Source organism: Pontibacter sp. HSC-14F20 (assembly GCF_019599265.1).
Classification (GTDB): domain Bacteria; phylum Bacteroidota; class Bacteroidia; order Cytophagales; family Hymenobacteraceae; genus Pontibacter.
The window spans coordinates 42,036-60,377 of record NZ_JAHZTC010000010.1; the positions used below are offsets into that span (position 1 = coordinate 42,036).

Here is an 18,342-nt window from a genome sequence, read left to right on the forward strand (position 1 = left end):
TTTACAAAGGCAAGTTATGTAATTTCATGTCCTTTGCATAATGCCGCTTGCTCGTTGTTGTATAGACGCCAGTAAAGATTTTTTGCTTTTGCGAGTTACCGTAGGGACTACTCTTTTCGGCCTGAAATCCACGTGTTTCGGTGCAGGTGCGTTTCGCCTTCTTCGCGCGGCAGGTGCGGCCCTTGTTTGTATTCTTTTAGCTCCATGCGCAATCGTTCCTGTTCTTCAACCGAGAGGATAGAAGCCAGTTGGCGCAGGTCAGGCTGACCCAAGAAACCAGTAGCTGGCCACGTTGTGAATAGCAAGGCGCATCTGCCGCTCCACCTGCCCGTTGAGCCTTCGGTGGTAAGCCTTTGAAAATTCCCTGGAGTATACCCGAGTAGTCAGGTTGCCGCGCACTTCATAGCTGTACTTCTTTTCTTCATCAAATTCGAGCGTCAGTTCCCGCTCAAATCCAAGCACCGAGTCGAGGGCCAAATGAGCGCTGGGGATGATGTCCCAGGCCCTGAGCTGCGGCTGCTCTATGTATTGCGCCTGCCCTACAAAGAAGTCTTAATTGTCGGAGAGCATTTCGGGAAGGCGACTTTCCCAGAAAGCGTGGATGCCGCGCTGGTCCGTCAGCTGCCCGTTGTAGTTGCGCGTAGTGTGAAGCGGCACGCTGGCATCGGCAATGTAGTGGCCTATGTCGGCAGAAAGGCGAAGAATCTGGTCGAGGTTGCGGTCTTTGAAGGCTTGCGTGAGCTGGAACTTCATGCGGTTGATGTGCCACGGCATGATACCATGCGCCATCAGCGTGTCTTTGCCGTATCGTTCCATAGCCTGTTGCCAGAAACGGGGCATTTTATAGAGCGCACTGTCGCCGTACACATTCAGGTCGATGTAGTGGCGGGGTGCTTCACCTGCCACGGCATATCGGCAGCGGTCGGGATTCACGGCGTTTTCGGTGATGTAGCGGATATGCTTTTTGTAGAAGCCCACCATCTCGGGAGGCAAGATATAGACGGCCAGCCGGTTGATGCGCTGGTGCGCAAAAAAGCCCCAGCTATACCCGGTGAGCGGCAGCAGGAATGAGAGAAGCAACAGTACAGCGATGTGTCGGAAAGCCATACCTACGGTGTACGGATAATCGGGGAATTTGTATATTAGACGCCACATGGCTAGCCAGATCGCTGTTCGTTCCTGCCAGGCAGCAATCCTATACCTGTGCAGCCTTATTCATCAGTACCTGCATGAAACCGAATTTACCCATCTCTTATGAAGCATTATATTAAGCTTGCCATTCTCTTCTGTTTGCTTACCACGCAGGTATAGGGCCAGGATTGTGAGATCAGGAACCCGGCTTTTGAGGGAGCAGGTATAGGGGCATTGCCTACGCCGGCGTTATCGACGAACTGGAACGGCATGGCAAGCTGCAGGGTATAGGTCGGCGGCACATCGGCAGGGACCATTACGGCCATGATGGTATCATTGGGCTATACCTCCGAAGAAATAGCGGACTCAACAGGGAGAAAGCAACTTATACCCAACAAAGGTACCATAGGTATAAGGGTAGACTCGGATTTACAGATTGAGGAAGATGCCATTACGAGAGAACTGGTGCCCACCGACATCCGGAATCTGAACGATTATATAGCGGCCCTCTAGACCTTGGTTATCGAGAACCTGAATCGGAATGAATTAACCGAAGCGGACTGGGCCAGGACTATTTCTGTTTCATCAGTCGGTATCAGCCCCCGCATCAGGAAGATGTTAAAAGAGGAAAAAACAGCCTAATTCAGCGTGGCAGGGAGTATACCGCAAACTACCTGCTGCGTACATGCAGTATCCACTACTGAAGTAGCCATTACCCCTATACCTTCGATATGAAAAACAACGATAGCCTGACCCGATTTCTGGATGCCCAAACGGATAGCTATGAACAAGCGCTTTCCGAGATAAAAAGTGGCCGCAAGCGCAGTCACTGGATGTGGTTTATCTTCCCGCAGGTGCAAGGCCTGGGGTATAGCGAAACCGCCCAATTCTACGCTATCAAAGATCTGGAAGAGGCCCGGCTATACCTGCAGCACCCCGTGCTGGGGCCTCGCCTGGTTGAGATTTCTAAAGCTATGCTGGCGCTGGAGGGTAAAACTGCCAATCAGATTTTAGGAAACCCCGACGACCTGAAGCTGCGCTCCAGCATGACCTTGTTTGCGGCTGTGCCCAATGCTGACCCAGTATTTAAAAATGTGCTGGATAAATATTATAAGGGCGAAGCGGATGAGAAGACCCGGCAACTACTGCGATAAAACCAGTTTCTGTCTCAGTCAACTTATGTAATTCCAAAGTGGGTTTCATCACGACAACTATCGCTATACCTTCTCTGTTCTATTTTTATAAGGTATAGTTTGATAATTTTCTTGGCTACAGGTATAATTTGCTGACCAGTAATACAGTTAAAGTATAGTAAACTCACTATGCTTTAAAAATGCAGCTAAGATTCTGGAAGAAAAAAACTACCGAAAAGCCAGTCAGGAAGAGTGCCCTGCGCGAATGGGGCAACGCATTGATGTTTGACCGTCGTCGTATCCACTTTTTTTCGGTGGGCAACGTTTGAGGCCTATGCCATACCTACGTCTTCTATGGAGAAGTCGATGCTGGTGGGCGACCGCTTGTTTGTGAGCAAGCTGCATTATGGCCCGCGTACGCCTATTACGCCGCTGCAAGTGCCGCTCACGCACCAGACCATTTGGGGCACCGACATACCTGCCTATTCTGATGCGTTGCAGCTGGAATCGCTTCGCTTGCCTGGCTTTTCCGAAATCAAACGCAACGACCCGGTGGTGTTTAACCTTCCGGTGGAGGAGGAGCACCCCGTGGACCAGCGCACGCATTACGTGAAGCGCTGCGTAGGGATAGCCGGCGACACGCTCGAGATTCGTGACAGACAACTATACCTAAACGGTCAGCCACTCGATAATCCGGAGAAGATGCAGTATGCTTACTTTGTGGCCACCGAAAAAGTGCTGCAACCTAAGTTCTTGCGGGACCGCGATATCACCGACTTATACCCTGTGCCGGGCGGTTACATTCTGCACACGATTCCCATCAAGGCTAAGGCGCTGGCTTCGCTCGATTTTATCAGGCAGGTGGAGTTGCAGCAAATGCAAACCGGTGAGGCAGAACCGGGTATCTTTGGCAACCACGGCTGGAATCGTGATAACTACGGCCCGCTCTACATCCCGAAACAAGGCGCTACGGTAGCAATTAACTCACAGACACTGCCGCTTTACGAGAAGATCATCTTAGGCTACGAGCAAAACGAGAATACCGAAGTGCGCGACGGCAAACTATACCTGAACGGGCAGGAAGCGAAGAGCTATACTTTCCGGCAGAACTACTACTTCATGATGGGCGACAACCGCCACAACTCCCTCGACTCCCGCTACTGGGGTTTTGTGCCGGAAGACCACATCGTAGGCAAACCCATTTTCACCTGGTTCTCGGTGGACGAGGAGGCTGAAATATTCGAAAAAGTGCGTTGGGGCAGGTTGTTCAGCTGGATAGAGTAAATGGTGCAAACAAAAACATAGGATATAGTAAATATGGTATGGATGTTGCTTGTTAGAATATTGTCTTTCAGGAGTATATCTTTAACCAATGTCTACTAACCGTCTTACTTAAACGCCTATGAAATCTAAAGTACTACTCGGTCTGGGCTTATGCCTGAGCATTTTTTTAACTGGTTGCAAGGATGATGACGTGGGTCCCGCCAATTTGCAGGTAAAAATATCAAGCAACAGCCAGACTCTGGTGGAAGGGGGAGATGTTGTTGAAGTAACTGTGGAGATGGATAGAACTTACAAAGAACTTAAATATCTATACCTGGATGGGGCTGCAATGTTTATGAACAGGGAGATCCGTCATGATGACGGGTGGATTACTGCAGAAGTGGATGGCAAGCAACGAAATTTGACGCGCATACCCATACCTGCTGGGGAAAGAACAAGAACTATACAACTGCGGGTGGATAAAGATGAGGTATACCAAGGTAATAGCGCGTTCGAAATAAAAGTCTACAGCTATGAAAACGGGGTAGTGATGCCCAAAGCCGGCCTGTCCATTGATTACCAGGATATAACGCCGAAGCCAGTTTTCGGTTTGTTCAAAAAAAATGAAAGAGATGTAACACAAACAGTCAATATAGCGCATCTTGACAATCAGGGTCGTTTCTATCTCACTGTAATGGCAGACAGAGCTTTTACACATCCTCAGAAAGTCACGCTTGCCTTTTCGGGAACTGCAGCAGAGGGTGTGCATTATGATAAAGAAGAGCAACTGGTTGTTAATTCAAGAGGCTCGTTTCAAGGTAATAGCTACGAGGTGCTGCGCATTAATAAAACAAGTAGTTTCGACCCTGAGAAAATAATACACATCAAACTTACTGCAGCTGAAGACGGGACAATTGCAGACGGAGAGGAGTACATATGGCCAAATCCATACGGAGGAGAACCTTTCAACATGGTAAACACCTATACATTAACCATAACGGAATAGCTTGAAGTATAGCATTACACAAAAGAAAAGCGCCTGCCTCGTTTCTGGGGCAGGCGCTTTCTTATGCTAAGGTATAGCCTAACGCTTCACTGGGAACTTCATGCGGTAGTCGGCGTCCACTTCACCTTTTGATATTTTGGTGAGTTTGTTCTTGATCAGGCGTTTCTTTAGGCCCGAGATATGGTCAGTGAACAGGATGCCCTCGATGTGGTCGTATTCATGCTGAATCACGCGGGCTGTCATGCCGTCGTAGGTGTCGGTGTGCTCGTTCCAATCCTGGTCGAAGTAGCGGATAACGATGCGCTCCGGGCGGTATACCACTTCGCGCACACCCGGTATGCTCAGGCAGCCTTCTTCAAAGCCCCACTCTTCGCCATCCTCTTCAATTATTTCCGCGTTGATGAACGCCTTCTTCACGCCTTTACCTTCGTCGCCTTCGTCCATCATCGGCTCCGAGTCGATCACAAACAAACGGATGCTTTTGCTGATCTGAGGAGCAGCCAGACCCACGCCATGTGCATGGTACATGGTGGTATACATGTCTTCGATAAGCTCGTTCAGACCTTCGTAGTTTTTGGGGATATCCTGCGCCGGCTCCTTCAGCACCGGGTCGCCATAGGCGGTAATTGGGTAAATCATATTGCTCTGCTTTCTAAATACGACTGTAAAATAATGGCGGCACTCACGCGGTCTACCGTACCTTTGTCCTGACGGTCCTTCTTCTTGAGCCCGCCGGCCAGCATTGCTTTCTGGGCCATGCTGGAGGTAAAGCGCTCGTCTACGGTATGCACCGGTATACCCGGAAACTCCTTTTGGAGCTTACGCACAAAACCGATAACATGTGGCGTTGCATCGGTTGCCTCACCGGTCAGGCGGCGGGGCATACCTACTACAATAGCCTCCACGGGCTCGCGTTGGGTATAGGCTTTCAGGTATGCGAGTACGTCTTTGGCGTGTATGGTTTCGAGTGGCGAAGCGATGATCTGGAGCGCGTCTGTCGCAGCCAGTCCCACCCGCTTATTGCCATAATCTATACCTAAAATTCTCGCCATTATACCTGATTTTTGCCTTTGCTGCCTGTTACTTGGTGGCTCGCGCTTAAAAATACAAAGTTAAGGGATTTAATCGGGAATTGTAGTTGTCAGGCCTTTCCTTCTCTGAATCAGGATTTAAAAAATAATAGAATTCTCGTGCACGATTAACATCCCCCTTCAAAGAGGAACTTCTGCTACTACCAATTCTCCAGGTATAGCATCGTAGCAAATACCACTGGCAGGTATAGCAAGATTAACTTGCACGCTGACAATGAAACAGATCACTTTGTCAGGTGCGCCTTTACGACACTCCACTGTTGGGAGTGAAGGGGTCCCCCTGTCAAGAGCGTTCAGCGAGTGGGGGTAGGGGCCCTCGATTTTTTTGTCAAGACAAAAAGTAGGGCCCGCCCGGCCAGGGCGAGCTACAAAGCAATACAGGTTGCTATACCTGCAATAGCAGGGCCCGCTATACCTCCAACAGCCGCCACTACGCAGCTATATTAAAACCCTACTACAGCATTTTTTTATACTAAAATGGAATAAAACCCGACCAAAGCTTTGTTCAAAGAATAACAAGCTATACAGCATGAAGGTATACCTATAAAGAAGCCTTGCATAGAGAAGCGTGAATATTTATCTCCATAAAGCTGCACAAAAGCGCCCGCTTAGCTTTATATTTAACCGTTTTTAGAGATCGAGATGAGCGAAGAAACCAAATACAACCCGCAGGAGGAGCCGGAAGCGACAGAGCAGAGCAAACCCCGCAACACGCCTTTTCAGGTACGACTGCCCCTGTACATCGCCGCGGCCCTGATCGTGGGGGTGCTGATCGGTGCCAATACATTTTCCCCTTCTGATAACAACCCGCAAAGCACGGCCAAGGCTTATCTGAAGTTCCGTGATGTGCTCAGCTACATCGATCGCGACTACGTGGACACCGTGGACACTGAGAAACTTGCCGACCACGCCATCACTAAAATGCTCGAGAAGCTCGATCCGCATACTTCCTACATTCCGGCCGCCGACCTGGCTATGGCCCGCTCATATCTGGAAGGCGATTTTGAAGGCATTGGTGTAGAGTTCAATATTTTCAAGGATACGATTTATGTGATCACGCCTCTGAGTGGCGGTCCGTCAGAGGCGGCAGGTATACAGGCTGGCGATAAGATTGTCTCGGTGGATGGCGAAAATGTGGCCGGCACCGGTATTACCAACGAGGGAGTGTTTAAACGCCTACGCGGACCAAAAGGCACTGACGTAAAAATACAGGTACTCCGCAAAGCCAGCAAAAAACCATTCGACTTTACCATCACCCGCAACAAAATCCCGACCGTGTCGGTGGATGTGAGCTACATGGTGAACAACAACACCGGTTATATCAAAGTGAGCCGCTTCGCTTCCAATACCTTCGACGAGTTTAAAGTGGCACTTTCTGGTCTGAAGAAGAAAGGTATGCAACAGCTGATCCTGGATCTGCGCGGCAACCCCGGCGGTTACATGGATCACGCTACCCGCATGGCTGATGAGTTCATTGCCGGAGATAAGCTGATCGTGTATACCGACGGCAAAGGCTCCCGCTACGACTCCAAATCTTTTGCCCGCACCAAAGGTGATTTCGAAAATAACCCGGTCATCGTGCTGCTGGATGAGGGTAGTGCCTCCGCTTCTGAGATTGTGGCCGGCGCCCTGCAGGACAACGACCGCGCTCTGATCGTGGGCCGTCGCTCGTTCGGCAAAGGACTGGTGCAAATGCCGATTCCGCTCAACGATGGCTCAGAGCTGCGTCTCACCATCTCGCGTTACTATACCCCAAGCGGGCGCTCTATCCAGAAACCTTATGTGGCAGGCACCGAGGATTACCAGAAAGACATGCTGAACCGTTTCGAGAACGGCGAGTACTTCCATCCGGACAGTAGCTTGTTTGTGGATTCGCTTAAGTATAAGACAAGTAAAGGCCGTGTGGTGTACGGCGGCGGCGGTATTATGCCGGATGTGTTTGTGGCGCGCGATACCACCGAGATCTCAGACTTTCTGGGGCAGCTGTATAGCAAGAACGTGATACGCGAGTACGCCCTGGCCTACTACAACGATAACCGCAGAGACCTGGAGAAGATGCAAATGGACAAGTATATCAAGTCTTTCAACGTATCAGACAAGATGATGAAAGACCTGCTCAGGTTAGCGTCACAATCGGAAGTAACCTATGATGATTTGCAATTTAAGCGGTCGGAATCCTTATTGCGCAACAATGTAAAAGCTTTTATTGGTCGCAGCGTATACGGCAATCCGGGCTTCTTCCCGATTCTGCACGAAAAAGACGAGGAGTTTCAGGAAGCTTTGCGTCAGTTTGGTAAGGCGCAGCGTCTGGCCAAAGGTGGCGTATAACAAACCAAAATTTATATTTGTATAAGGAAGAGCGCCTGGTAGGGTAGCTTTTGAAAACCATAACCAAAGAAAAGGAATGGCTTACTATCACAAATTGGGCACTTTCCCGCAGAAGCGCCACACGCAGTTCCGGCAGGAAGACGGTAGTCTGTACGCCGAGCAGCTCGTAGGTACGCTGGGCTTTAGCGGTCTGTCGTCGTTGCTATACCACAAGAATCCGCCGACGCGCATCACCCGCATCGGGGAGCCTATACCTTACGCACCCAAAATTGCCGAAGGTATAAAACTGGCGCCGCATCACCTCAAAACACTCGACCAGACCATTACCGGCACCGACTACCTGAATGCCCGCAAGACCATGATGCTCAACAGCGATGTGGCCCTCAGCATTTGCAATCCGTCGGAGCTGAAAATGGATTACTACTACAAAAATGGGCAGGCTGACGAGGTGGTGTTTGTACACGAAGGCAGCGGGGTGTTGCTGTCGCAGATGGGCAAGCTGGAGTTCCGGGAAGGCGATTACATCGTGATTCCGCGTACGATCATCCACCAGTTTCACTTCAACGACGGTCCGGTACGTTTGCTGATTACCGAGTCATTCAGCCCGATTGAAACCCCACGCCGTTACCGCAACCATTTCGGGCAACTGTTGGAGCACTCGCCGTTTTGTGAGCGAGACATTCGGGCTCCCCATGAGTTGGTTGAGTATACAGAGGGTGGCGAGCATTTGGTGCAGATCAAGAAAGACGGCATGCTGCACCAGTACTATTACGACTTCAGTCCGTTTGACGTGGTCGGTTGGGATGGCTATTTCTATCCGTACGCGCTTTCTATCTATGATTTTGAGCCCATAACCGGCCGCATCCACCAACCACCTCCCGTGCACCAGACCTTTGAGGCGCACAACTTTGTGATCTGCTCTTTTGTGCCGCGTCTGTTCGACTATCACCCACAGGCTATACCTGCACCCTACAATCACTCCAATGTAGACTCCGACGAGGTGCTCTACTACGTGGCCGGCGATTTTATGTCGCGCAAAGGTGTGGACAGGGCTTCGTTTACGGTGCACCCGGGCGGTATACCGCATGGTCCGCACCCGGGCACGGTAGAGGCGAGCATCGGCAAGAAAGAAACGCACGAGTACGCCGTGATGATCGACACCTTCAAGCCGCTATACCTGACTGAGGAGGCAGTGGGCCTGATGGACAAGAATTACCCGATGAGCTGGCTAGAGTATGGTTCGGATACCGCCCGCGCCGCCGACATGTTCGACTAAGCACGTTACTCTCAATCATTTTACTTAATTTTGCACGCTGTGCAGGCATTTAGGAAGGGCAGCCCGCAAGGCTGCTCTCCTTTTTTGTTCTAGATTAGCACAGCCAGACATTTTTTAAAAGTGAGGGTAAACTCCAATCAAACATGCAGACTTTATCCATGAGAATTTCAGAAAGCAATAAACTCGAGAAAATCATCATCGTTGGCGACCGTGTACTGATCAAGCCGAAAAGCTCGCGGGAGCAGACCAAGAGCGGGCTATACCTGCCGCCCGGCGTGCAGGAAAAAGAAAAAGTACAGGAAGGCTACGTGATGAGGGTTGGCCCCGGTTATCCGATGCCTGCCGACTATGGCTTTGACGAAGAGATGCTCCCCGACGAGGAACAGGAGCAGGTGCGCTACCTGCCGCTACAGATAAAAGAGGGCGATCTGGCTATCTATCTGCAGCGCGACGCCATCGAAATCAACTACCTCAGTGAAAAATACTTTATTGTGCCGCAGTCGGCTGTGCTGATGCTGGTGCGCGAAGAAGACCTGTAAGCAATAGGTTTTGAGGAGGTTTCAAGGCGCCATACCTGACAGACAGGTATGGCGCCTTGCTTTTTGGTAGATAAAACCAGCCAGTTCACCTGCTCATTACTGCCGTTAGCCCAAATGCAATCGGGCAGAAGCAACTATGGCAATCAATCTTCCATCTATTCAATATATTTGTCAATTCGTACATTTTTGCTGCCATCTTTTATGAATCAATTTTTACCTAAACCTGCCTGGGGACTGGGTGTTATTTTTGTCTGGATTTTGACGCTGCAGCAGGTATGGGCGCAGGAAAAGAAGGCAGCGCCAGCTATTGCGCCGCCCAAGCAATTGCAGGCCATGCGCATCAACGAGCCCATTAAGGTGGACGGTGTGTTGGAGGAGGCCATCTGGCAGCAAGCAGAAATAGCCACCGACTTTATACAGAACCGGCCAAACCCCGGTCCGAAAGAGGTGCATCCTACGCAGGTGCGCATCCTCTACGACGATGACTTCTTATATGTGGGCGCTATTATGCACGATGTGTCGCAGGACAGCATTTTCAGGCAGCTGGGCAAGCGCGATGACCTCGGTAACACCGACTTCTTTGGGGTGTTCTTCGATACCTATAACGACCAGATCAACGGTTTCGGCTTTTTTGTGACACCCGCCGGTGTGCAGCTTGATGCCCGCTATTCCTCTAATGGCGAGGACTTTACCTGGAACGCTGTGTGGGAGAGCAGCACGCGCCTTCAGGGAAATGCCTGGGTGGCAGAAATGCGCATACCTTACTCGGCTATCCGATTCAGCAACAAGCCGGAGCAACTTTGGGGGCTCAACTTTATGCGCAACCGGCAGTCCACGCGCAAGGGTTACTTCTGGAACCACGTGGATCCGGCTAACAGCGGCTTTGCGAACCAGTGGGGCAAGCTCACCGGCATCAAAAACGTGGAGGCACCGCTACGCCTTTCGCTCACGCCCTATGTGTCGGGGTATGTGGAGAAGTACCCGGTGCGCAACGGCGACGGCACCACCAGGTATGAGAACAACTTCAACTTCAGCGGCGGCATGGACGTGAAATACGGCATCAGCGACGCTTTCACGCTCGACATGACGCTTATACCTGACTTCAGCCAGGTGCAGTCCGACAATCAGGTGCTCAACCTCTCGCCTTTTGAGGTGCAGTTCAACGAGAACCGGCCTTTTTTTATGGAGGGGACCGAGCTTTTTAACAAGGGTGATTTTCTGTACTCACGCCGGATCGGCGGCAGGCCCATCAACTCGCTGGACGCGGATGAGGAGCAGGAGTTGGGCAACACCATCATTGAGAACCCGCGCGAGACCAAGATGCTGAACGGCACCAAGATTTCGGGTCGCACGCAGTCGGGCCTGGGCATTGGCCTATTCAACGCCGTGGTGGGGCAGCAGTTTGCCACGCTGGAGGACAGCGAGGGCAACCGTTTCAGGAAAGAGACACAGCCGCTCACTAACTACAACATACTGGTGCTGGATCAATCGCTCAAAAACAACTCTTACGTAACGCTGGTAAACACCAACGTAATGCGCGCAGGCAGCACCTACGACGCCAACCTGACAGGCGCTTTGTTCCAGATCTCCAGCAAAGGAAACAAATATGCTGTGAGTGGCAAGGCTGCCCTGAGCCAGAAATACTACACCGGCGATACGCAACTGGGCCACATGTACAGTATTGGGGCGGGCAAGGTGAGCGGGAATTTTCAGTACAGCTATACCCATTCCATGAAGTCCGATACCTACGACCCCAACGATATGGGCATCAATTTCATCCGGAACACTATCGACGAAGACCTGAACCTGCGGTATAACTTTTACCAGCCGTTCTGGAAGCTGCTCAACATGAACACCCAGCTGGGGGCTCAGTACAGCCGCCGCTACAAGCCCGGCGACTTCCAAAACCTGGTGATCTACGGGCGGGTGAGCGGCACGTTCCGCAACTTCATGAGCATGGGCATCTACTCGAACCTGGAGCCGGTGAAGACCTACGACTTCTTTGAGCCGCGGGTGGAGGGGCGCTACTATACCTACCCAACTAACTACAGCATTGGCACCTGGGTCTCGTCGGACTACCGCAAGCGCCTGGCCCTGGATGTGGAGCTCGACTATCGTACCTTCGACGAGCACAAGCGCCAGCGGCTCACTTACGTAGTTGCCCCACGTTTCCGGGTGAACGACAAGCTGATGTTCATTTACAGGTATAGCCGCAACAACAGCCGCGATGACATGGGCTACGCCAAGCATTTTTCACGCGACACCGAGCGCGGACAGGAGCACGACATCATCTTTGGCCTGCGCGACGTGCATACGGTTGACAATACACTTACAAGTTCATACATCTTCAACAACCGGATGTCGCTGTCGTTGCGGGCGCGGCACTACTGGTCCAAGGCCGAGTATAACCGCTTTTTCACGCTCGACGACAAAGGCGAGTTGCTGGCCAATAATTACCCGCACGGTGGCTACTTTCCGGATGGCGAGCTGCCGAATCACAACATCAACTACAACGCCTTCAACATCGACATGATGTACTCGTGGTGGTTTGCGCCGGGCAGCGAGATCAGTATTATGTGGAAGAACGCCATCCTGGAGAGCCAGGAAGACATCATCCCGCATTACCACGAAAACTTCACCCGCACTATTACCGGTCCGCAGACCAACAGTCTATCGATACGCGTGCTTTACTTCATCGATTACCAGGTATTGAAAAAGCAGTTCTCAAAATCTTAAGTTTGTAATACCCCAAAGAGAAGGCCCGGAGCTGCAGCAGCTTCGGGCCTTCTCTTTGGGGTATAGCCAGTGTAACTTAATTAATCGGCTGGGTCAGATCAAAATCAGCTTGAAAGCGAAGTTGGTTGTCGCGCTTGAGAATGTAGCTGAAGGTTTTACCATCCGGGCTCAGCACAACGTTCCACTCGTTTGTAGAGGCGGCAGGTATAAGCTGGGCGGTAAAGGCATCAGCCGGGAAGCGCATGGTACTCGCATCGTTTGTGTCCATAGCAATGCCGCCGTACATGGTTACTTCGTCAGGGGTGCCGTCTTCGTGGCGGTGGTCATGCTTTAGCTGCAGGCCTTCTTCCATTTGAGTAAACACCCACGTTCTGGATTTGTCCTCGCCGACATAGAAGGGGATACGGATAATCTGGTCAGAGCATTCGCGCACGTGCATGGTCAGTTCTTTCCCTGCAAACGGGTCTTTGCCATCGGCCGGGAACACGGCCACGCCCCTGAAGCTCTTGCCGCACAACTTGCTCAACTCGGTAAAAAACGCCTGCTGGGTAGCTGTTGCTGGCGAGGTTCGCTGCTGCTCTTCGGGCACCTGCTCAAGTTCCTCGGTTTGTGAGGTGGTATTGCTGGCCTGTGGCTGTTGGGCGCAGGAGGCGAACATAAATGCTATACCTGCAGCGAGTAATAGTTTCTTCATAGTCTATGTCTTATTGTTTGTTCCGCTGAAGATAGGCATTACAGGTGGTTCAGCAAAATAAGGGCAGCCCGGCAGTGGCAGGCATAGGAGTTGACTAAGACCTTATACCTGTGGATGATGCGAAAGCCAGGTCATAAAAAAAGCCCCGACTCAATGGCCAGGGTTCTTCCTACTGCTTGTTACTTACTAACGCTGCAGAACTAATTTTTGGGTATAGGCCTCGTCTCCGAATTTCACGCGCAGCAGATAAATGCCTGAGTTTTTAGCTGAAAGATCAATGTCTGCTTCGTAGAAACCGTTAAAGCCAGTCACCTTGCGGGTATAGATCAGATTGCCCAGCATGTCCGTCACATTCAGGAAGAGGTCCTCTTGTTGTTCCGTCTCAAACTGAACTTTAAACACCCCGTTACTTGGGTTGGGTGAGGCTACCAGTTCCTTTTTAAGAGCACGCCCATTAGCCTGATAAGCAAAGGTATAGACCTGCGACCGAGAAGAAACGCAGCCCTGCCACTGTGCCTGCACGGTATAGTCGCCACTTTCGGTTGGGGTATAGGTTTGTCCGGTTGCGCCAGGTATAGGCTGGCTGTTCAGGTACCATTGGTTGCCATCCGCCACGCTCGATTGCAGGCTCAGGTCCTGGCGTGTTATGAGCGGCGTCGGAATAGGAGAGCCATTCTCTACCGGAACTGCTACCCTTGGGCTGGCGCAGCCGAGCGCCCGCACTTTCAGGTCGTAGAAGTAATAGTAATAGCTTAGCGAACCTGGACTGGCCGTGTTTCCGGTGATGGTAAACACATTGCTTACGCCAAAGGGGTAGCCTGTTACACCCGCATTGTTCCGGTAAATGGTCGCTCCATCTTTGTGGTCGTAGCTGATGGCAATGTTGTAGGTATCAGCCTCGGGTAACTCCAGCCCTAAATAGTACACCGCACCCTGATCGTTCGGGTCATCTTCCTGTACACCCGGGGCAGGGGTGGTGCGGGTAGCTTCCATAGTAATTGTCCGGCTTGAAACAGGGGAGCCGTTGCTGTTGTAGGCCGTAAAGGTGATCTTGCCGGAGTTGCCGATGTACAGGCGGGCGCTTTCCAGCAGCATCGGAGCCTGCGTTTCTACAATAACATCTGGCGTGAACTGGTTATAGCCACCACCTGTCGCAAGCTTCTTTGTTGCCGGGCCAATGGTAGCCGAGAAATCATTGAGGGAGGCATAGATGGTGCCGTTAGCACTGCTCCTGGCAATGCTGGTTGCGTTACCTGCCGCTATGGGCGTGCCTCCGCTTGCCATGTTGTACCAGAACACGGTGCCGTCGCCTGTGCCGGTCAGGGTATAGCTGGGCTGATCTCCGCAGCGCGTGGCCACAGCCTGTGGGGCAGCTGTATTACCGCCTACTCCATAGTTCCTGCGTAGCGTGTTATTCTCAGGTACGGCATCACCAGCAGTGCCTGCCGAGGCAACCAGTTCATAAGTTACCCCTGCTTCCGTCTGAAAATCAGCAGTAAGTAAGATCTCGTCAGAATTGAAAGATTTTAAAGTATTGGTATAGACTGTTGTCAGGGTGGCTACTTTGGAACCGCTGCGGTATACCTCTAGGGTGACGGGTATAGCCTTCTGATCGCGCAGCCCGTTGTTGCGAAGTGTAACGATGAACTGTTGAGTTGTACCCGCACAAAGTGAAGCCCCAACCGGTGTTACCTGATGCAGTACGATATCCGAAGAGGGCCTTGCCACCTGCACAATGTAGTCCTGTGTTTCGCCGCGGGTATAGATGCCACAGGGGCTTATACCTGCCGGGTCAGATGTTTCGACCAGGACAACGCGCAGGCGGGTGATGTAGCCCGGTTGCAGGAACGAAGGGGCGGAAATGCTGGCATTAAACATACCTACGCCGCTAATCACACCCGAAACAGCTGCTTCTTCTCCTTCATCTTCAAAGCTGCCATTGCCGTTCCAGTCCACGTATACCTTGGCTGCCTTGCTGGCGTTGGTGCCACAGGTACCCAGCTCAAACGATACCATTTTGGTCTGACCCGGTTCAAACGTCAACAGCATTTCTTCTTGCAGGCGGTAGGTAGCGCAGCCATCAAAAGGAGTAGTGATGCCGTCGAATGTGATTTTGCTGATGCGTGAACCAACCTCCCAAGCAGGGGCACTTGCACAGTAGGCGGTGCCGCCCACGCCGCTCACTAATAAAGAATAATCCTGAGGTCCCTTCTGTAGCGTGCGTTTATGCGATACGGTAATGGTATAGGTCTCGCCAGGCATAGGCTTAGGTATAAACACCTGCTCTACGTTGTCCACCAGGTTATCGCCGCGGGTTGCAGGCTGCTCTGGTTTGTTCGGGTCCAGTACCCAGGGCAAAATCGTAGTACCACGGTGGGTGATGCGCACATCCAGGTCGTTGATCAGGCGCGGGCTGCGGTTGTTCAGGGCGCTTGCCGTCGGGTGGACGGCTCCTTCCGGATCGGTCCAGGAAATGGTGGCCACCAGCGGGCCCGCACCGGATGCTACTACCTCGAAAGTATAGGTTTTGCCTTGCGCCATCTGGCGCTCCTGTATGAGGTGCGTACCCTGTGTGTTGCTGATCATGGTAGCAGCGCGACTGGCGTTCAAGAGTCCCCAGCCATGCATGTAGTCCGGACCTGGGGCATCGCCGGCCTCGTCAGCGGTGTGGGTGGCCAGACCCTTGAGTGTGGCGGCGCGCATAAACTGCCCTTTGTTCAGGTTGGCATAGTGCTCCTGCAGGAGTAGCAGCGAACCCGATATGTTGGGAGAAGCCATGGAAGTGCCGCTCAATGCCTTATAGGATTTATCACTGACACTGGTCGTGGAAAGTATGTTTTCTCCACCGCCTACCAGATCAGGTTTGATGCGGCCATCATCGGTAGGGCCAAAGCTACTGAAACCGGAGACCTTTACATCAGAAGGCTGGTTATAGCCGCCCGGTATGTTGCTCACCGCGCCTACTGTCAGTATGTTTTTGGCGGAGCCGTAAGTGGCGATGCCATCATAGCTGTCGTTGCTGCTGATGTTATCCGGGCGCTTTGCCACCAGCGTAAAGTTACCGTTGGAGTTGCGCTGCATGTAGGGTTTGCCCACTTCGGGGCCTGGTTCCTGCCGGTTGTTCCCGCCCGACTTCACAATCAGAAAATAAGGGGCGTTGTAGGCAATGCGGTCCCAGCTAACAGAGGTCTCGTCGTAGAAACCGAACTTGTAGTCTTCGGTTTCGCTTATCTGTGTGGAGCCCCACCACTCCCAGTACGGATCTTCGTCAGTGCCTTTGCGCTCACTGTTATAGCGCCAGCCGGCTATGGTGCCATACGAGTGGTTTGAGACCAGCATGTTGCCTTGTGCAGCTTCGGCCATCTCGGAGGTGTTGTTGTTAAAGTCATAGGCATAGAGTTTCTGCACGCCATAGGCCATCCCTTTCGCCTTAGCGCTCAGACCGCTGGCAATGAGGGTGCCTGCCACGTGGGTAGCATGCTCATTTAGCTTAGTGACTTTGTCTTTCTGCTCTACGCGGCCGCGCATCTCCACATGCGATTCACGCACCATACCACCGTCCCAGATGCCCATTTTGTTGGTTACGCTGTTGCCTGCACCGCTGAGATTGAGGCCTAGTTTGCCGCCTTCCCAAAGCTGGTCCGTGCGGGTGGTGCTGGCGGCGGAGCTGTTGTAGGTGATGTAGTAAACCGGCATACCCAGCTTGTCGAGGTGTTGCAGCGAGATGTGGGTACCGTCCGGGTAAGTCTTTTCTATTTCCCAGCCGTTTTGCCTGGCAAGCGCAATGGCCTCGGCACGTTTTACCCGGTAATTCTTGTCTTCAGCTGCCGCAATGCGGCCCAGTTCCTTCACATTTGCGCGCACAGGCAACGTACCGAGCTGCTGCGCGAAGCTAACAGTAGTTGTTACAAGTGCCGCCGCCATCAGCCAAAGGCTCAATCCTCTCATAAAGTAGTTTAGGTAGAAGTTTAGAACCACCAATATAACTAAAAGTGCCCGAACCCCAAACTGGTTCAGAATGAATACGATAAATGGCTAGACATTGACCCGGTAGCTGTCTATACCTGATTAATATCAGGCCATTTGCAAAAAAAAAGCGCCCTGCACTTTTAGTACAGGGCGCTCTCAATTTCAGAAGGCATTTCCGGTTATTTTCGGAGGTAGTTTGCAAAATCCTTGGCAAAATAGGACAGGATGATGTCGGCACCAGCACGCTTGATGCTCAGCAGACTCTCCAGCATGGCCTTTTCACCGTCGATCCAACCTTTGAGTTCCGCAGCTTTTACCATGGCATACTCCCCGCTCACGTTGTAGGCGGCGATGGGCAGGTGCGAGTTGTCACGCAGCAGTTTGATAATGTCCAGGTATGCCAAAGCAGGTTTCACCATCAGGTAATCGGCTCCTTCTTCGGTATCCAGGGCAGCTTCGATCAGGGCCTCGCGACTGTTGGCGGGGTTCATCTGGTAAGTTTTCTTGTCGCCCATTTTCGGGGCAGAATCCAGAGCGTCGCGGAACGGACCGTAGAAAGCACTCGCATACTTGGCAGTATAGCTCATGATGCCTACTTTGTGGAAGTCGTTCTCATCGAGTACGCGACGGATGTGCCCAACGCGTCCATCCATCATATCCGAAGGACCTACAATGTCGGCGCCGGCCTGCGCTTGTGTGAGCGCCATGTTGCCCAGTACTTCCAGCGTTTCGTCGTTTACAATTTCACCGTTTATCACAATGCCGTCGTGGCCGTCGGAGCTATAAGGGTCCATGGCGACGTCCGTCATCAGCACCACATCCGGGAAGTTTTTCTTGATTTCGCGGATAGCTCTCGGGAATAAGCCGTCGGGGTTCGCGCTCTCTCTGGCGTACTTGTCTTTCAGGTTTTCGGGGATGCTCGGGAAAGGGGCGAAGGCTTTGATGCCCAGGTCCACGCAGGAGGCTACCTCGTCGAGCAGGGTGTCCACTGAATAGCGGTTAATGCCTGGCATGGAGCCTACTTCCACCTTCTGGTTCTGGCCCTCGATGATAAAAAGTGGGAAAATGAAGTCGTTTAGTTCCAGAGCGGTTTCCTGCACCATGCTGCGGATGACTTCGTTATAGCGGTTTCTTCTTGGTCTTTTCGTGATCATAATATAGCGTTTGCTCTAAAAT

The 18,342-nt window shown here is 52.0% G+C and carries 18 protein-coding genes; 9 read left to right on the forward strand and 9 right to left on the reverse strand.

The features are described 5' to 3' along the window. Positions 1–107: 107 nt before the first annotated feature. The 4 genes from K3G39_RS20870 to K3G39_RS11350 form a co-directional block, all read right to left on the reverse strand. The gene (locus K3G39_RS20870; RefSeq protein ID WP_255594254.1) at positions 108–272 is read right to left on the reverse strand and encodes a hypothetical protein; all 165 of its coding nucleotides are present in this window, start codon (positions 270–272) and stop codon (positions 108–110) included. Beyond that, entirely contained in the window at positions 259–477 is a 219-nt protein-coding gene (locus K3G39_RS21155; RefSeq protein ID WP_370627249.1) for a hypothetical protein, read from the reverse strand. The genes K3G39_RS20870 and K3G39_RS21155 overlap by 14 nt, the downstream gene beginning before the upstream one ends. 75 nt (positions 478–552) lie before the next feature. Further along, complete coding sequence (locus tag K3G39_RS11345) at positions 553–1,155, reverse strand: zinc dependent phospholipase C family protein (RefSeq protein ID WP_370627250.1); 603 nt, start codon at positions 1,153–1,155, stop codon at positions 553–555. Between the two features lie 107 nt (positions 1,156–1,262). Beyond that, entirely contained in the window at positions 1,263–1,457 is a 195-nt protein-coding gene (locus K3G39_RS11350) for a hypothetical protein (RefSeq protein WP_220626285.1), read from the reverse strand. Between K3G39_RS11350 and K3G39_RS11355 the strand changes: the two genes are divergently transcribed. The 5 genes from K3G39_RS11355 (at position 1,456) to K3G39_RS11370 (ending at position 4,533) form a co-directional block, all read left to right on the forward strand. Beyond that, positions 1,456–1,644, forward strand: a complete 189-nt coding sequence (locus tag K3G39_RS11355) for a hypothetical protein (protein ID WP_220626286.1) — start codon at positions 1,456–1,458, stop codon at positions 1,642–1,644. The genes K3G39_RS11350 and K3G39_RS11355 overlap by 2 nt on opposite strands. Before the next feature lie 218 nt (positions 1,645–1,862). After that, positions 1,863–2,285 carry a DUF1810 domain-containing protein gene (locus K3G39_RS11360; RefSeq protein ID WP_220626287.1) on the forward strand — a complete coding sequence of 141 codons (423 nt, stop codon included), beginning with the start codon at positions 1,863–1,865 and terminating at the stop codon, positions 2,283–2,285. A gap of 179 nt (positions 2,286–2,464) precedes the next feature. Next, positions 2,465–2,593 (forward strand): hypothetical protein, encoded by a 129-nt coding sequence (locus K3G39_RS21160; RefSeq protein ID WP_370627251.1) that lies wholly within the window; start codon positions 2,465–2,467, stop codon positions 2,591–2,593. Further along, the gene (lepB, locus tag K3G39_RS11365; protein ID WP_370627252.1) at positions 2,550–3,548 is read left to right on the forward strand and encodes a signal peptidase I; all 999 of its coding nucleotides are present in this window, start codon (positions 2,550–2,552) and stop codon (positions 3,546–3,548) included. Before K3G39_RS21160 ends, lepB begins: the two co-directional genes overlap by 44 nt. Before the next feature lie 118 nt (positions 3,549–3,666). After that, positions 3,667–4,533 (forward strand): hypothetical protein, encoded by an 867-nt coding sequence (locus tag K3G39_RS11370; protein ID WP_220626288.1) that lies wholly within the window; start codon positions 3,667–3,669, stop codon positions 4,531–4,533. A gap of 78 nt (positions 4,534–4,611) precedes the next feature. Here the strand turns inward: K3G39_RS11370 and def are convergent, their stop codons facing one another. After that, positions 4,612–5,172 (reverse strand): peptide deformylase, encoded by a 561-nt coding sequence (def, locus tag K3G39_RS11375; protein ID WP_220626289.1) that lies wholly within the window; start codon positions 5,170–5,172, stop codon positions 4,612–4,614. Then, positions 5,169–5,585: a Holliday junction resolvase RuvX gene (gene ruvX, locus K3G39_RS11380; protein ID WP_220626290.1), complete on the reverse strand. Its 417-nt coding sequence runs from the start codon at positions 5,583–5,585 to the stop codon at positions 5,169–5,171. Before ruvX ends, def begins: the two co-directional genes overlap by 4 nt. Positions 5,586–6,266: 681 nt before the next feature. Here ruvX and K3G39_RS11385 point away from each other — a divergent pair. From K3G39_RS11385 to K3G39_RS11400, 4 genes are all read left to right on the forward strand, one after another. Next, on the forward strand, positions 6,267–7,952 hold the full coding sequence (locus K3G39_RS11385) for a S41 family peptidase (protein WP_220626291.1): 1,686 nt from the start codon (positions 6,267–6,269) through the stop codon (positions 7,950–7,952). 76 nt (positions 7,953–8,028) lie between these two features. Then, positions 8,029–9,228: a homogentisate 1,2-dioxygenase gene (locus tag K3G39_RS11390; protein WP_220626292.1), complete on the forward strand. Its 1,200-nt coding sequence runs from the start codon at positions 8,029–8,031 to the stop codon at positions 9,226–9,228. A 158-nt stretch (positions 9,229–9,386) separates the two neighbouring features. Then, positions 9,387–9,767, forward strand: a complete 381-nt coding sequence (locus K3G39_RS11395; RefSeq protein WP_220626293.1) for a co-chaperone GroES family protein — start codon at positions 9,387–9,389, stop codon at positions 9,765–9,767. A 201-nt stretch (positions 9,768–9,968) separates the two neighbouring features. After that, the gene (locus tag K3G39_RS11400) at positions 9,969–12,503 is read left to right on the forward strand and encodes a DUF5916 domain-containing protein (RefSeq protein WP_220626294.1); all 2,535 of its coding nucleotides are present in this window, start codon (positions 9,969–9,971) and stop codon (positions 12,501–12,503) included. Positions 12,504–12,579: 76 nt separating this feature from the next. On the opposite strand, the gene K3G39_RS11405 is transcribed toward K3G39_RS11400, so the two are convergent. The 3 genes from K3G39_RS11405 to hemB all read right to left on the reverse strand — a co-directional run bounded on the left by K3G39_RS11405 (position 12,580) and on the right by hemB (position 18,320). Continuing rightward, positions 12,580–13,197 carry a hypothetical protein gene (locus K3G39_RS11405; RefSeq protein ID WP_220626295.1) on the reverse strand — a complete coding sequence of 206 codons (618 nt, stop codon included), beginning with the start codon at positions 13,195–13,197 and terminating at the stop codon, positions 12,580–12,582. Between the two features lie 186 nt (positions 13,198–13,383). Then, positions 13,384–17,145, reverse strand: coding sequence for a S8 family serine peptidase (locus K3G39_RS11410; RefSeq protein WP_220626296.1), 3,762 nt, complete (start codon positions 17,143–17,145; stop codon positions 13,384–13,386). 200 nt (positions 17,146–17,345) lie between these two features. Continuing rightward, positions 17,346–18,320, reverse strand: a complete 975-nt coding sequence (hemB, locus tag K3G39_RS11415) for a porphobilinogen synthase (RefSeq protein ID WP_255594255.1) — start codon at positions 18,318–18,320, stop codon at positions 17,346–17,348. Positions 18,321–18,342: the final 22 nt, after the last annotated feature.

Excerpts from the sequence above, each read along its gene's own strand:
- K3G39_RS11345 (WP_370627250.1), bottom strand. The coding sequence starts at position 1,155 with ATGTGGCGTCTAATATACAAATTCCCCGATTATCCGTACACCGTAGGT.
- K3G39_RS11355 (WP_220626286.1), top strand. The coding sequence starts at position 1,456 with ATGATGGTATCATTGGGCTATACCTCCGAAGAAATAGCGGACTCAACA.
- K3G39_RS11350 (WP_220626285.1), bottom strand. The coding sequence starts at position 1,457 with ATGGCCGTAATGGTCCCTGCCGATGTGCCGCCGACCTATACCCTGCAG.
- K3G39_RS11360 (WP_220626287.1), top strand. The coding sequence starts at position 1,863 with ATGAAAAACAACGATAGCCTGACCCGATTTCTGGATGCCCAAACGGAT.
- K3G39_RS21160 (WP_370627251.1), top strand. The coding sequence starts at position 2,465 with ATGCAGCTAAGATTCTGGAAGAAAAAAACTACCGAAAAGCCAGTCAGG.
- K3G39_RS11370 (WP_220626288.1), top strand. The coding sequence starts at position 3,667 with ATGAAATCTAAAGTACTACTCGGTCTGGGCTTATGCCTGAGCATTTTT.
- def (WP_220626289.1), bottom strand. The coding sequence starts at position 5,172 with ATGATTTACCCAATTACCGCCTATGGCGACCCGGTGCTGAAGGAGCCG.
- ruvX (WP_220626290.1), bottom strand. The coding sequence starts at position 5,585 with ATGGCGAGAATTTTAGGTATAGATTATGGCAATAAGCGGGTGGGACTG.
- K3G39_RS11385 (WP_220626291.1), top strand. The coding sequence starts at position 6,267 with ATGAGCGAAGAAACCAAATACAACCCGCAGGAGGAGCCGGAAGCGACA.
- K3G39_RS11390 (WP_220626292.1), top strand. The coding sequence starts at position 8,029 with ATGGCTTACTATCACAAATTGGGCACTTTCCCGCAGAAGCGCCACACG.
- K3G39_RS11395 (WP_220626293.1), top strand. The coding sequence starts at position 9,387 with ATGAGAATTTCAGAAAGCAATAAACTCGAGAAAATCATCATCGTTGGC.
- K3G39_RS11400 (WP_220626294.1), top strand. The coding sequence starts at position 9,969 with ATGAATCAATTTTTACCTAAACCTGCCTGGGGACTGGGTGTTATTTTT.
- K3G39_RS11405 (WP_220626295.1), bottom strand. The coding sequence starts at position 13,197 with ATGAAGAAACTATTACTCGCTGCAGGTATAGCATTTATGTTCGCCTCC.
- K3G39_RS11410 (WP_220626296.1), bottom strand. The coding sequence starts at position 17,145 with ATGAGAGGATTGAGCCTTTGGCTGATGGCGGCGGCACTTGTAACAACT.
- hemB (WP_255594255.1), bottom strand. The coding sequence starts at position 18,320 with ATGATCACGAAAAGACCAAGAAGAAACCGCTATAACGAAGTCATCCGC.